The sequence below is a fragment of the Nocardia rhizosphaerae genome (assembly GCF_042650365.1).
GTDB lineage: Bacteria > Actinomycetota > Actinomycetes > Mycobacteriales > Mycobacteriaceae > Nocardia > Nocardia rhizosphaerae.
The window spans coordinates 658,201-671,595 of the sequence record NZ_JBHSBA010000005.1 but is presented as its reverse complement, the minus strand read 5'-3'; the positions used below and the strand labels follow the sequence as shown (position 1 = coordinate 671,595).

The following is a 13,395-nucleotide window of genomic DNA, read 5'->3' as shown; positions in this document are numbered from 1 at the left end:
CCGCACGTCGGCCGGGCTCATCGGGTCACCACCATACGCACCGGCGTCGGATCGAAACCATTGCACGGATTGTTGATCTGCGGGCAGTTCGAGACGAGGACCAAGGTGTCGATCTCGGCGCGCAGGGTCACCTTCTTGCCCGGCGCCGACAGGCCGTCGACGATGCCGAGGGTGCCGTCGGCCTCGACCGGCACATTCATGAACCAGTTGATGTTCGACACCAGATCGCGCTTGCCCAAACCCCATTCGAGCGCCGCGGTGAGGAAGTTCTCCACACAGGCGTGCTGGTGCCTGGTGTGGTGACCGTAGCGCAGGGTGTTGGACTCCTGCGAGCACGCGCCCGCGATGGTGTCGTGATTGCCGACCTCGTCGGCGACCACCGTCATCAGCGGTGTTCCCGCCTCGGTCCGCAGCACACTGCCGGTGGTGAGGAAGATGTTCCGCTGCGCGGCGACCGTGGCCTGGGCACTGTAGCGGTCGGTCCGGTCGGCGGCGGAGTACAGCAGGCAGTCGACGGCCTGGTTGCCGTGCAGGTCGATGATCTCGAGCTGATCGCCGGCCCGGACGATCGCCGACCACGGCGCGTTGGCGGGAACGGTCTCGTCGAGGACGACGACGCGGGTGGGCGTGGTCATGCCGGAACCTCCGTGTTCAGTGCGGCCGTCCACGCGGCCTCGGTATTGGCCACGGCCCGCTGGTACTCCGGGTCGTCGTTGGTGGCCCGATCGGTGGGCGCGCGCCAGGCGAGCAGGTCCAGCTCGCCGGTGGGCCGGTCGTCGAGGGGATGCGCGGCATTGGCCACGAGCAGCGTCACCGGAAGGTGGACGAGCAACTCCACGGCGGCCCCGGCCCGCGCATTGCCGGTGGTAGTCAGCGCGCCGTCCGACTCGACCCGCACACCGCGGAACATCCCGATCGAGGGGCCGATATCCCGCGGCTCCAACCCCTGTTTGGCTCCGGCCAGCCACAGCAGACGGCGGCCCGCCGCGGTCGGCCCACACAGTACGTCGTGGTGCCCGGAGGTATCGGCGACAACCGTCGCCAGCACCCGACCCTGATCCGACAGCAGCGGATGCCCCACCCCGAGGTAGGCCTGCCACGGAACCTTCACCGTGTCGGCGACATTGAGCCGCTCCCACGGTGCCTCGGCACGCAGCAGGAACAGATGCGCGCCTGCGGACCCGGTCGGATCCGACAGCCGAACCCTGGTGCCACGGCCCAGCACCACATTGGCGTAGCCGGAAGCGGGAATACGCTGGGCCAGTACCACTGTCGCGGGATCGACACCCGCGGGAATCTCAGGTCGCTCGACAGTCGCCGCCGCCGCTTGGGCGCGCGCATGCGCACGCGCGCCGTCGGTGGACTGAGTGCTCGTCATCGAATCCTCCTGTGTTGTTGGAGCGCTGGCGCGCTCGAGTCGCGGCCCCCTTGGGTCCCGTCGATCAGGCACCGTTGCTTGCTCCTTCGTCGCTTGCGCAACGGCGCCTGATCGACGGGACGGGCCGCGACCGCCGACTTCGTCGGCGTGCCCGTCCTCGAGGTCGGGTCGCGCGAGGTGGGTTGGGTGGTGAGTCCTTGTCGTGTAGCGGCGCCGCGAGTCGGGGCGCCGCTTGGTCACGGTTGACCTTGTTCGCCTCTTCCGGTGGCAATCACGCGGGGGCAGGTGCTGATTCGAGGTCCGGGGATTCGGTGCCGGACTTCTTGGCGACAGTGAACCGGTAGACGATGGCGCCGGCGGTGACGATCACGGCCACCGACAGCGGACCGGCCCACAGCTGCCACCAGCCGCCGCCCTCGGGGGTGTAGACCTCCGGTCGCGGCCAAGCGAGGTTGATCACCATGGCGATGCCCCACAGCACGGCGACGGCGTTGATCGGAATGCCCCAGCGGCCGAGGGTGAACAGCGAGCTGTCCTCCGGTGCGGGCATGCCCTGTGTCCTTCGCACCAGCAGCGGCACGGTGACCAGCAGATACGCCAGATACAGGCTGACGATGCAGACGCTGGCGAGGGTAGCGAAGATGGCCGGGTTGCCCAGATTCAGTACCAGCAGACCGATGCCGAGCGCGCCGATCACCACGGCGGGCCACACCGGGGTACCGAAGCGCGGGTGCACGGTCGACAGCGCCCGCGCGAACGGCAGCTTGCCGTCGCGCGCCATCGAGAACATCAGCCGCGACCCGGCCGTCTGGATCGCCAGGGTGCACACGAACACCGCCACCGCGACGCAGCCGAGCAGCACGGTCCCGGCCGGACTGTTCAACTTCGCGGTGATGACGTAAGCCAGTCCGCCGGAAGCCAATTCACCGTCGTCGAGACTGGGGGCCGCGATCAGCGCGCCGAGCAGCATGAGCCCGCCGCCCAGTGCCGATACCGACAGCGCGAGCAGGATGGTGCGTGGCGCCACCCGGCGCGGATTCTTGGTCTCCTCGGAAAGTTCTCCGGCGGAATCGAATCCGACCATCACGTACGCGGCCATCAGGCCCGAGACCAGGAACGCGGCCCAGTACGGGCCCGGCACCGCCTGATCGGTGCTCAGCACCACATCGGGACCGCGTTCGGCGCCGGTGAAGAACAGGGCGATGATCGCCAGCACGCCGACGATCTCGATGGTCACCCCGATCGAGTTGATCCGCGCCATCAGATCGATGCCGATGACATTGATCGTGGTGGTCACCACCAGCAGCACGCTGCCGAGCAGCACCGCGTTCATCGCGCCGTCGCGGGAGGTGAGCGAGGTGTCGGTGCCGATGATCTGGAATCCGCCCCAGATGCTGGGCAGCACCACCTGCAGGGCGATGGCGGCCGCCGCGGCCGTGACCACCTGCGCGATCACCATCATCCACCCGGCGAACCAGCCGACCAGCCCGCCCGCCAGGCGCCGAGACCACTGGTAGATGCAGCCCGAGATCGGGTATCTGGCCGCCAGCTCGGCGAAGTTCAACGCCACCAGGAACTGGCCCGCGAAGACCAGCGGCCAGGTCCAGAAGAAGGCGGCGCCGCCGAACGAATAGCCGAACCCGAAGAACTGGAAGATCGTGGTGAGAATCGAGACGAACGAGAACCCTGCGGCGAACGAGGCATAGCGCCCCAGCTTTCGATGCAGGACCGGTTGATAGCCGAACGCGGCGAGATCGGCGCTGTCGCGGCCGGAATCAGCTGGCGCGGTGGGGTTTTCGAGTGTGGTGGCCATGTCGGTGTCCTTCGGCGGTGCGGCCAAATATCTATCAGTCGATAGTTTTGCGCGTGCGATCGCTCGAACGGTGACCGTCGTGTATCGGCTGTGCGGCCCGTCGTAACTTCTGCGTTGCCGACGTTTCTATCAAGTGACAGGAATTAGACCGCATGGCATCGGCGCTGGTGAGCTGCCCGCTTCCGGATCGGCCGGTGACCGATGACAGAATCGGGGGGTGGCAAACCTCGGACCCGGGCGTCCCCGGCTGACACAGCGGCGCAGGCAGGGCACCACCCCGCGCGCGGAGATCCTCGACGCCGCGGCGGAACTGTTCACCACCAAGGGATACGCCAACACCTCGACCCGCGCGGTGGCCGACGCGGTCGGTATCCGGCAGGCCTCGCTGTATCACCATTTCGCCGCCAAGGACGACATCCTCGACGCGCTGCTGGCCCAGACCATCGCAGGCCCGGCCGAACTGGCACGACGCATGGCGGAGGAGCCCGACGCCGCTGTCACCAAGCTCTACGCGCTGGCACTGTTCGACGTACGCCAGCTCCGCGCCGCACGCTGGAACCTCGGCGCGCTGTACCTACTGCCCGAACTGCGCACCGAACGCTTCGCCACCTTCCGCCGCCACCGCGACGACCTGCGCGAACACTACGAACTCCTCGCCGCCGATTCCGCCGCAGCGGCAGGGCAACCCGGTGACGTGGCGATCCTGCCGTTCCGCCTGGTCGAAACGGTGATCGGCATCCGCTCCGACGAGGAGTCGGCAGCCGCCGAAACCGAGCGCCTGATCCCGGACGCGATCGTGCGCATAGTCGGCCACCCCGGCGACCCCGCTGCGGTCCGCACAGCCGCCCAAGCACTACTGATCCGGCTGGGCGACATAGTCCCCGAATCCGACTGACCGGTCGTCACGAGTCCGAGGACCCGTCGGGTGAGGTCAGTGGGCGGTTGGTGGGGCTATTTGCCAGTGTTCGTTCAGGGCTGCCGCGATTTCCGGTAGGACGGTGATCGGGATTCGTTTGGTGCGCAGCATTTCCCTGATCTCGGTGACCTGTTCGCGTTTGCGCATGTCGTAGGCGCCGGAGACCGGGCGCACGACCGGTGGGATGGACAGCAGGACCAGTTCGTCGTGGTGTCCGCCGTTCAGGTCGAGGGCAAGCGACCAGCGGCCGTGTTCGTCGAGGGTGAAGCGGCCCGCCACTACGCGGTCCCACGGGACGGTGTTGGACCGGAACGGGGTCCGCGCGTAGATCGCGGGCTCGGTGAGCTCGACGACGTCGCGCACGAACAGCGCCACCCCGGTCGCGACACCGGCGACCGCGCCGACGAGGAAGCCGGTGATCACCCGGTTCACCCCGAACATCGCCAGGAACATCCCGACGACGCCCGTGGTGACCAGCAGTCCGATCAGGCAGTAGAACAGGCTCCGGCTCGCAGGTACGACTCCGGCACGCACGACCGCCATGCGGACCTCCTCTCGATGCGCGGCAGACGCTACCCGCCGCGCCGGCTCACGAGCCGAACGATACCGCCGCCTCCGAGGTCTCCACCAGGAACGTGAAGGTCTCCTGGAAGTACAGCTGTACGGTCTCGGCGTCGTGGCTGAGGTAGCCGATCGACAGGTCCTGCCCGAGCGCGAGTTCGAAATCGCCGCCGCGGGTGGTGAGCGCGAAGCCGCCGGTGATCGCGGGCGCCCAGATGATCTCGCCGTCGATCAACCGCTCGATGTGGGTGCGGATCGGGTGGCCGTGATCGGAGGTCTCGCTGACCTGCGTGTACAACTCGGCGCTGAGCACCACCGAGTACGGGCCCTGCACGCCGGCCAGGCGCAGGCCGGTGAGGGCGTGCGAGATGGCATCGGGGATGTCGACCACATTGCTCGGCAGCGCGACCGGCGCATTGGACGCGGCGGCCCTGATACCGGTGATGCCCGCGGCGGCATAGCCCTCGAAGATCGCGCGGTCCTCGGCGAAGGCGATCTTCTGGGCGGCGTCTTTGAGATTGTCGAAGTCGGCGTCGGGGGCGCCGCGCTCGATATCGTCGAGTTCGGAACGCCGCAGCGTGAACGGCACGCGGAGCTCGATCAGCGGCTGCACCACGCGCTGATGGGCGAGCACACCCTCGTCCGGGGAGGAGATCGGAGTGAGCCTGCCACGGTTGAGCGCCGAGTAGGTGATCCCGTGCGGGCCGGATACGTCGACCACTCGGCGGCCTGCGATATTGCGCTTGAATGTGCGGGTGGCCTCCTCCTCGATCTGCGACCAGGCCTCGCCGGTGATCGGCGCGAGTTCGCGATGCAGGTTGTTCATTCAGATACTCCTTTTCATCGTGCCGATGGACAGCGAGCCGTCGTAGTCGGCCGCGGCGGCGTTCGCCTGCTCGACCGGGGCGAATTCGGGCAGGGAATCGGACGTTTCGGCGGTGGCGACGGAGGCGGGTGCCTCGGGCAGCTCGTCGAGGAAGTCGACGGTGGGGGTGAAGAACAGGGTGCCCGTGACCGCGAAGGAGAAATCGAGGATGCGGTCGTAGGCGGCCTCGTCGGTACCGAGGAACATTCGCTCCAGCATGCGCTCGGTGACACTCGGCGTGGCGGCGTAGGCGATGTAGTAGGTGCCGAACTCGCCGGTGCCGATGGTGCCGAACGGCATATTGGCACGCAGGATCTGCCGTTCCGTGCCGTCGGGATCGACCAGCGTGTTGACCGCGACGTGGGAGTTGGCCGGCTTCACGTCGTCGGGCAGTTCGTAGTCGGCGAGCTTCGTGCGCCCGATCACCCGCTCCTGCTCCTCGATCGAGAGCGCGTTCCACTGATCGAGCGGGTGGGTGTACTTCTGCACGATCACGTAGCTGCCGCCGGTGAACTCGGGATCCTCGTCACCGATCAGCGCCGTGGACGCCGCTTCGGTGCCCTCCGGGTTCTCGGTGCCGTCGACGAAGCCGAGCAGGTCGCGCTGTTCGAAGTAGCGGAAGCCGACGGTCTCGTCGACGATCGTCGCCGCGCCGCGCAACCGCTCACCGATCACCATGGCCAGCTCGAAGCACGGGCCCTGCGTTTCACCCCTGATGTGGAAGAGCAGGTCGCCAGGGGTGGCAGGCGCGCTGTGAATCGGGCCGACGAATCCGGGAAACTCGTGTAGCTCAGCTGGTTTGGGTCCGGTGAAGAGCCGGTCCCAGGCGGCCGAGCCGATCGAGGTGACGCAGGAGAGCCCGTCACCGGGCACCCGGAATCCGATGGAACGGCGCAGGCCGGAGATATCGGCGAGAAGATCGCGGACCGCCGGCTCGCCGCCCTCGTCGATGGTGGCTACGAGGAAAATTGCGGCCGGCGTGAGCGGTTCGAGGATCGGCTGTGGCTCACCCATGCCGTCCAGCCTAGAGCGCCGCACCGACACGGACACGCACGCCGTGGCGTGTCAGCGACCGGCGAGTTACCGCTACTTGGCGACACTCAGCAGAAACGCCACGTCATCGATCGCTTTGACGCTGTGCCGTGCCCGTGGCACCACGATCAGATCGCCTGCCGAGCCTTTCCATTCGTCGGTGCCTGCGATCAGCACGAGCGTGCCGCTGAGAACCTGGATGGTGGCGTCGCCGGAGTTGTCGTGCTCGGCCAGACTCTGGCCCTCGGTGAGGGCGACGACGGTCTGCCGCAGCGCGTGGGTGTGGCCGCCGATGACCGTCTGCGAACTCCGGCCACTCGTGGTGGTGGCCGCCAGCTTGAGCTGTTGCCGGGCCACCGCGGTCAGCGATTTCTTGTCCATGACATCGCGCCTTTCGCAGGCTACTCGCGGGCTGTATCGGTGAGTATGCCCGAGAGCACGCCCGCGGTCGGGCGTTTTGCGCGACCGTTAGCCGGTCGTTGTCAGGCTCTGGCGTAGCGGCGAATGCGGTATCGGAGGCCGCTTTTGGATACGAGCCACGGCGTGTCGGGCGCCTGCCATTCCGGCCCGATCGCCGGGGCGAACGCGTCGCCGTCGACCGCCGTGTCGATCTCGGTGACCAGCAGTGTTGTCGCCAGCGGGAGGGCGGCGCGGTAGATCTCGGCACCGCCTGCCACCCAGACATCGGCGCCGTCGGTCAGCGCCAGCGCGGCGGGGACAGAGGGGGCACGCTCAGCACCTTCGGCCGACCAATCAGTCTGTCGAGTGACTACGATATTGCGGCGGCCGGCCAACGGCCGATACGCCGCGGGCAGTGAATCCCAGGTGCGCCTGCCCATGATCACCGGATGGCCCATGGTGGTGTTCTTGAAGTTGGCCATGTCCTCGGGCACACGCCACGGGATGGCGTTGTCGGCACCGATGACGCCGTCGTCGGCCTGGGCCCAGATGAGGCCGATCATGCGGTTCACACCGCCACCGGGGCCTTGATGACCGGATGGTGCTGGTAGCCGATGAGCTCGAAGTCGGCGTAGGTGTAGTCGAACAGGCTGGTCGCCGGGCGCAGCCGCATGGCAGGGAACGGGTACGGCGTGCGGCTGAGCTGCTCGCGGGCCTGCTCGACATGATTGTCGTAGATGTGCACGTCGCCGCCGGTCCAGATGAACTCGCCCGGTTCCAGCTCGGTCTGCTGGGCCACCATCAGAGTGAGCAGGGCGTAGCTGGCGATATTGAAGGGCACGCCGAGGAACAGGTCGGCGCTGCGCTGGTAGAGCTGGCACGACAGTTTTCCGTCGGCCACATAGAACTGGAAGAACGCGTGACACGGTGCGAGCGCCATCTTGTCCAGGTCGGCCACGTTCCAGGCCGAGACGATCATCCGGCGCGAATCCGGGTCGGTGCGCAGGGTGTGCAGGACCTGGGCGATCTGGTCGATGTGGGTGCCGTCGGGGGTGGGCCACGAGCGCCACTGCACGCCGTAGACCGGGCCGAGCTCACCGTCGGCGTCGGCCCATTCGTCCCAGATGGTGACCCCGTTCTCCCGCAGCCACGCGATGTTGGAATCGCCGCGCAGGAACCACAGCAGTTCGTAGGCGATGGACTTGAGGTGCACCCGCTTGGTGGTGATCAGCGGGAACGTCTCGGCCAGGTCGTAGCGCAGCTGATGACCGAAGATGCTGCGGGTGCCGGTGCCGGTGCGATCGGCTTTGGGGGTACCGTGCTCGAGCACGTGCCGGAGCAGATCCTCGTATTGGGTATCAGGGGTGGCCACGCCTGCCGAGTCTAGTGCGCGCGGCACCTGGCAAGCTCTGCGCGTATGCGCGAGCTCTACGTGATCGGCATCGGTGCCGGCGACCCCGACCAGGTGACGATGCAGGCGGTCAAGGCCATGCGGCGCGCCGACGTGTTCTTCGTCATCGGCAAGGGGGACCGGAAGCGCGAGCTGGTGGAGGTGCGCACCGCGATCCTGGCCGAGCACGTCGACGGTCCGCACCGGATCGTCGAGATCGCCGATCCGCCGCGCGACCGGACGCCCGCGGACTACACCGAGGTGGTGCGCGACTGGCACGAACGCCGCGCCGAACTGCTGGAGGCCGCCTTCGGCGAGGTGGACGGCACCGGCGCGATCCTGGTGTGGGGTGACCCGGCGCTCTACGACAGCACCCTGCGCATGCTCGACCATGTGCGCGAGCGCGGCCGGGTGCGCTTCGACTACACGGTGATCCCCGGCGTCACCAGCGTCGCCGCGCTCGCGGCCAGGCACCGGATGGTGCTGCACCGCGTCGGCGAGCCCGTCCACATCACCACCGGCCGAAAGCTGCGCGAGGACGGTCTCGGTGCCGGTTCGACGGTGGTGATGCTCGACGGCGACTGCTCGTTCACCGAACTCACCGACCCCGATGTGCACATCTGGTGGGGCGCCTACCTCGGCATGCCCGACGAGACCCTGATCGAGGGCCCGCTGCGCGAGGTAGCCGCGCGGATCGTCACCCGCCGCGCGGAACTCCGCGCCGCCAAGGGCTGGATCATGGACGTCTACCTGCTCCGCCGCACCTGACCGCATGACGAAGGACCCGCGCTGTCCGCTGGAACCCACCCCCGCATGTCCACGAGGACGTGCCTTCCGCTGGAACCCACCCCGCACCCCCGACCCTGAGGAGGGGCGGCCGCGCAGCGGCCGGTTCGCGGCCGTCCCGTCGCTCAGGCGCCGTTTCGCAAGCGACGAAGGAGCAAGAAACGGTGCCTGAGCGACGGGACCTAGGGGCCGCGAACCCGCGGCACCAGCCGCTAAACTAACGCTGTGCCCGAGCTACCCGAGGTGGAGGCGCTGGCGCAGTTCCTCCGGGATCATGCGGTCGGTGCGGTGGTGGGGCGCGTCGACGTGGCCGCACTGAGCGCGGTGAAGACATTCGACCCGCCGGTGACGGCGCTGTCCGGGCGCGATGTCACCGGGGCGCGGCGGTGGGGGAAGTTCCTCGGCATGGACTGCGGCGGGCTGTGGTTGATCACCCATCTCTCGCGTGGCGGCTGGCTGCGGTGGGTCGACGAGCCGAATCCGTTACCGCCCAAGCCGGGCGGGAAGTCGCCGCTGGCGCTGCGGGTGCATTTCTTCACGCCCGAGGGTGCGACCCCGGCGATCGATCTGACCGAGGCGGGCACGAAGAAACGGCTCGCGGTGTATGTGGTCGACGACCCGAAGCTGGTGCCGGGCATCGCCCGGCTCGGCCCCGACGCGCTCGCGGTCACCGAGGACGAGTTCGCGGCGCTGCTGCACCGCACCTCGCAGCGGATCAAGACCGCGCTCGTCGACCAGACGTTGCTCGCCGGCATCGGCAACGCGTATTCCGACGAGATTCTGCACACCGCCAAGATCTCCCCGTTCGCCACTACGAAGACCATGTCGGCGGAAACGATCTCCCGGCTGTACGCCGCGATGCGCGAGGTACTGCTCGACGCGGTGCAGCGGTCGGTCGGGCAGGACGCGGCGCGGCTCAAGGGCGAGAAGCGTTCCGGCATGCGGGTGCACGCGCGAACCGGCCTGAAATGCCCGGTCTGCGGTGACATCGTGCGCGAGGTGTCCTACGCCGAGCGGTCGTTCCAGTACTGCGCCACCTGCCAGACCGGCGGCAAGGTGCTCGCCGACCGGCGGATGTCGCGCCTGCTCAAGTAGCGCGCTGCTCGCGCCACGCCTCGAGCAGCCGTAGCCAGAACTCGCTGACGGCGGGAAAGGCGGGCACCGCGTGCCACAGGGTGTCCAGTGGCACCTGGCCGACGACGGCGATCGTCGCCGCGTGCAGCTGTTCGCCCATCTCGGGGCCGACGAAGGTGGCGCCGAGCAGCCGCTCGGACGCCGTGTCGACGACGAGTTTCGCGCGGCCGGTGAAGCCGTCGCGCGACAACGCCGACCCGGCGACGGCGATATCCAGTTCGACGGTGCCGACGGCGTGCCCATCGCCGCGCGCCTGCTGTTCGGTGAGACCGATCGAGGCGAGTTCGGGCGCGGTGTACACCACCTGCGGCACTTGCTGATGGTCGGCGCTCGCGGTGCAACGTGTGCTGTCGAGGCGGCGGCCCTGCGCGCGGGCGGCGATCACGTCACCGCACACTCTGGCCTGGTATTTGCCCATGTGGGTCAGTGCCGCGCGATGGTTCACGTCGCCGACGGCGTAGAGCCAGTCACCGGGGACGCCGCGCACCGTCAGCTGATCGTCGACCTCGAGATAGCCCGGTTTCAGCCCGACCGCCGCCAGCCCCAGATCGGTGGTGGCGGGGGCGCGGCCGGTGGCGACGAGCAGTTCGTCGACCTCGAGTTCGCCGTCGTCGAGAACGAGGGTGACCGGCCCCCCGTGGATGCGTCCGATGCCGGTGTCTCGCGGATCGCGGCGTGACACGAGCCGCGGTTCGGTGTGCAGGCGCACAGTGACGGCGCCGGTCTCGCGCAGGCCGCGCAGCACCATGTCGGCGGCGAACGGTTCGGCACGTGGCAGCAGCCGGTCGCCGCGGACGAGCATGGTCACCTCGGCGGCGCCGAGTTCGGCCAGCCAGGTGGCCGCCTCGCAGGCGACGACACCGCCGCCGATCACCGCGACCCGGCGCGGCACCACGGTCAGGTTGGTGGCATCGCGGGAGGTCCATGGCAGCGCCTCGCGGACGCCGGGGATGTCGGGCATCGCGGCGGTGGTTCCGGTGGCGAGGACGACAGCGTGCCGAGCGCGCAGCACCCGAACACCATTGTCGGTGGTGACCTCGACGAGCCGTTCCCCCGCGATTCGGCCGGTGCCGCGCACGGGATCGATACCTGCCGATTTCGCCCAGTCCACCTGGCCGGAGTCGTCCCGGTGGTGGATGAACTCGTCGCGCCGGGCGAGCACATCGGCCATTTGCGGGCCGCTCACGGTGACCCCGGGCATGGCCCGACCCAGCTCTGCGACGGCCCCTGGACGCAGCAGGGCCTTGCTGGGGATACACGCCCAGTAGCTGCATTCGCCGCCGAGCAGTTCCCGTTCGACGATGGCGGCGGTGCGGTCGCTGTTCGCGATGGCGTAGGCGGCTGCGTTCTCGCCCGCCGGACCGCCGCCGAGGACGATGACGTCGTATTCGGCGTCGCTCACTGCAGATAGCCCTCGACTTCACGGGGTGACCGCAGCGCGGTGTCGTTCGCCGAGCCGTCGGTGCTCCCGCGCGCGCGTCGCTGCCGCAGCAGGTCCCATGCCTGATCGAGCATCACTTCCAGTTGGGCCAGCTGCTGGCGTTCGGCGACGGGGTCGATCTCACCCGCGACGGCCTTGGCCCGCAGGGCGTGCTCGTCGTCGACCAGCTGCTTGATTCGCGCCAGGATGTCCTGATCGTTCATGTGGTCACCACTTCGATGGTCGGAGGAGTCGTGCCGAACAGTGGAGTCCCGGTCCATGCTACGACTGCGCGGGCGGTCGCGCGGCGGCCGCGGCGAGGCAGTCGGCGGCGATCGGCACCGCAGTGGCCAGCTCGGCCGAGCTCAGCGCGGTGTAGCCGATGGCGACGCCGAAGTGGTGCTGTCGTGCCAGGTGATTCGCGGCGAGGCCGTTGAGCAACACGCCTCGGCTCCTGGCCGCGGCGACCGCGCGCTGTTCGGCGGCGGCATCGGGCAGTGGGATCACCACGTGCGAGCCCGCGTCGTCACCGAGGACGGGCAGTCCGCGCGCGGTGAGCGCGTCGACGACGAGGCCGCGTCGTGGTGGTACGACCCGGCGCAGCCTGCGCAGATGCCGGGCAAGGTCACCGTGGCGGGCGAACTCGCCGAGTATCCGCTGGCCGGTCGGGCTCGGTGCGGTGCCGGTGTCGGCGCGGTGGGTGAGCACGGCGGCGGTGATGTCGGGGCGCGCCACCAGCCAGCCGGTGCCGAGGGTGGGGGTGATGATCTTGCTGGTGGTGCCGAGGTGAACGACCACGTCGGGTGCCATGGCGGCGAGCAGCGGCAACGGCGCCGTGTCGTAGCGCAGTTCGCCGTCGTAGTCGTCCTCGATGACGAAGATGCCCGCCGCTCTCGCGAATTCGATCAGCTCCACCCTGCGCCGCGCCGGCATTCTCGCGCCGAGTGGAAACTGGTGCGCCGGTGTGCAATACACCGCGCGTACGCCGGGCGGGATCTCCTCGACCCGAAGACCGTCGTCGTCGACGGGGACCGCAAGCACGCGAACGCCCGCGGCGCGGAAAGCGCCGACCGCCCGCTGGTAGCCGGGGTCCTCGAACGCGACGGTGTCGCCGGGACGCAGCAGCGCGGCGGCCAGTTCGCCCACGGCGGCGCCGGTGCCCGCGGTGGCGAGTACCGCGTTCGGCTCGGCAGCGAGGCCGCGGTGCCGGAGGAGGTGTTCGGTGACGGCGCCGCGGAAGGTGGGCTCACCAGCTCGGTCCGTGCCCGCGGCCGGTGGCTGGTCGCCTGCCGCGCGCCAGGCCCGTCGCCAGGCCGCCGGGTCGATGGCCTCGATGCAGGGAGCGCCCGGCCGCAGATCGAGGAGTCCGGGGTCGGGCTCGGCGCCGGCGACGGGGGCGCTGTTCGGCGGTGCCGCGGCGGGCGCGGTGCGCAGGTAGGTGCCGGAGCCGCGGCGTCCGGCGATCCAGCCTTCGGCGTGCAGCTGGTCGTAGGCGGCCGAGACCACGGCCCGGCTCACGCCGAGCCGCTCGGCCAGCGCGCGTGAGGACGGCAACCGGTCGCTCACCCGCAGCACCCCGCCGGTCGCCGCGGCCCGCAGGGCATCGGCTACCTGCACCGACAGTGGCTCGGCGGCGGTCCGGTCGAGTGGGATCGGTAGTTCGTCGAGCATCGCCGCACCTCGAATTGGCCTGTTGAAATT

The 13,395-nt window shown here is 69.1% G+C and carries 15 protein-coding genes; 3 read left to right on the top strand and 12 right to left on the bottom strand.

The genetic code is table 11. The features are described from left to right. Positions 1 to 17: 17 nt before the first annotated feature. From ACFOW8_RS12950 to ACFOW8_RS12940, 3 genes are all read right to left on the bottom strand, one after another. Positions 18 to 635: an urea amidolyase associated protein UAAP2 gene (locus tag ACFOW8_RS12950; RefSeq protein ID WP_378550535.1), complete on the bottom strand. Its 618-nt coding sequence runs from the start codon at positions 633 to 635 to the stop codon at positions 18 to 20. After that, positions 632 to 1,378, bottom strand: a complete 747-nt coding sequence (locus ACFOW8_RS12945) for a DUF1989 domain-containing protein (RefSeq protein ID WP_378550533.1) — start codon at positions 1,376 to 1,378, stop codon at positions 632 to 634. Before ACFOW8_RS12945 ends, ACFOW8_RS12950 begins: the two co-directional genes overlap by 4 nt. A gap of 271 nt (positions 1,379 to 1,649) precedes the next feature. Next, positions 1,650 to 3,191, bottom strand: a complete 1,542-nt coding sequence (locus tag ACFOW8_RS12940) for an amino acid permease (protein ID WP_378550531.1) — start codon at positions 3,189 to 3,191, stop codon at positions 1,650 to 1,652. Between the two features lie 217 nt (positions 3,192 to 3,408). Between ACFOW8_RS12940 and ACFOW8_RS12935 the strand changes: the two genes are divergently transcribed. Then, the gene (locus ACFOW8_RS12935; protein WP_378550529.1) at positions 3,409 to 4,086 is read left to right on the top strand and encodes a TetR/AcrR family transcriptional regulator; all 678 of its coding nucleotides are present in this window, start codon (positions 3,409 to 3,411) and stop codon (positions 4,084 to 4,086) included. A 36-nt stretch (positions 4,087 to 4,122) separates the two neighbouring features. Here ACFOW8_RS12935 and ACFOW8_RS12930 read toward each other — a convergent pair whose 3' ends face one another. The 6 genes from ACFOW8_RS12930 to ACFOW8_RS12905 all read right to left on the bottom strand — a co-directional run bounded on the left by ACFOW8_RS12930 (position 4,123) and on the right by ACFOW8_RS12905 (position 8,336). Beyond that, entirely contained in the window at positions 4,123 to 4,650 is a 528-nt protein-coding gene (locus tag ACFOW8_RS12930) for a hypothetical protein (protein ID WP_378550527.1), read from the bottom strand. Between the two features lie 46 nt (positions 4,651 to 4,696). Further along, positions 4,697 to 5,494, bottom strand: coding sequence for a family 1 encapsulin nanocompartment shell protein (locus tag ACFOW8_RS12925; protein WP_378550525.1), 798 nt, complete (start codon positions 5,492 to 5,494; stop codon positions 4,697 to 4,699). Further along, positions 5,495 to 6,547 carry a Dyp-type peroxidase gene (locus ACFOW8_RS12920; protein ID WP_378550522.1) on the bottom strand — a complete coding sequence of 351 codons (1,053 nt, stop codon included), beginning with the start codon at positions 6,545 to 6,547 and terminating at the stop codon, positions 5,495 to 5,497. It lies immediately after the preceding gene. Between the two features lie 72 nt (positions 6,548 to 6,619). Further along, on the bottom strand, positions 6,620 to 6,946 hold the full coding sequence (locus ACFOW8_RS12915; protein WP_378550520.1) for a cupin domain-containing protein: 327 nt from the start codon (positions 6,944 to 6,946) through the stop codon (positions 6,620 to 6,622). 101 nt (positions 6,947 to 7,047) lie between these two features. Next, complete coding sequence (locus ACFOW8_RS12910; protein ID WP_378550764.1) at positions 7,048 to 7,527, bottom strand: dihydrofolate reductase; 480 nt, start codon at positions 7,525 to 7,527, stop codon at positions 7,048 to 7,050. A gap of 5 nt (positions 7,528 to 7,532) precedes the next feature. Next, entirely contained in the window at positions 7,533 to 8,336 is an 804-nt protein-coding gene (locus ACFOW8_RS12905) for a thymidylate synthase (protein ID WP_378550519.1), read from the bottom strand. Positions 8,337 to 8,381: 45 nt separating this feature from the next. Between ACFOW8_RS12905 and cobF the strand changes: the two genes are divergently transcribed. Beyond that, complete coding sequence (gene cobF, locus ACFOW8_RS12900; RefSeq protein ID WP_378550517.1) at positions 8,382 to 9,122, top strand: precorrin-6A synthase (deacetylating); 741 nt, start codon at positions 8,382 to 8,384, stop codon at positions 9,120 to 9,122. 243 nt (positions 9,123 to 9,365) lie between these two features. Continuing rightward, the gene (locus tag ACFOW8_RS12895; RefSeq protein ID WP_378550516.1) at positions 9,366 to 10,235 is read left to right on the top strand and encodes an Fpg/Nei family DNA glycosylase; all 870 of its coding nucleotides are present in this window, start codon (positions 9,366 to 9,368) and stop codon (positions 10,233 to 10,235) included. Here the strand turns inward: ACFOW8_RS12895 and ACFOW8_RS12890 are convergent. From ACFOW8_RS12890 to pdxR, 3 genes are read right to left on the bottom strand one after another with little or no spacing between them, the layout of a single operon-like run. Next, entirely contained in the window at positions 10,228 to 11,676 is a 1,449-nt protein-coding gene (locus tag ACFOW8_RS12890; protein ID WP_378550514.1) for a dihydrolipoyl dehydrogenase family protein, read from the bottom strand. The genes ACFOW8_RS12895 and ACFOW8_RS12890 overlap by 8 nt on opposite strands. Further along, on the bottom strand, positions 11,673 to 11,918 hold the full coding sequence (locus ACFOW8_RS12885; RefSeq protein ID WP_378550512.1) for a DUF2630 family protein: 246 nt from the start codon (positions 11,916 to 11,918) through the stop codon (positions 11,673 to 11,675). Before ACFOW8_RS12885 ends, ACFOW8_RS12890 begins: the two co-directional genes overlap by 4 nt. 58 nt (positions 11,919 to 11,976) lie before the next feature. Continuing rightward, entirely contained in the window at positions 11,977 to 13,365 is a 1,389-nt protein-coding gene (gene pdxR / locus ACFOW8_RS12880) for a MocR-like pyridoxine biosynthesis transcription factor PdxR (RefSeq protein ID WP_378550510.1), read from the bottom strand. Positions 13,366 to 13,395 lie beyond the last annotated feature (30 nt).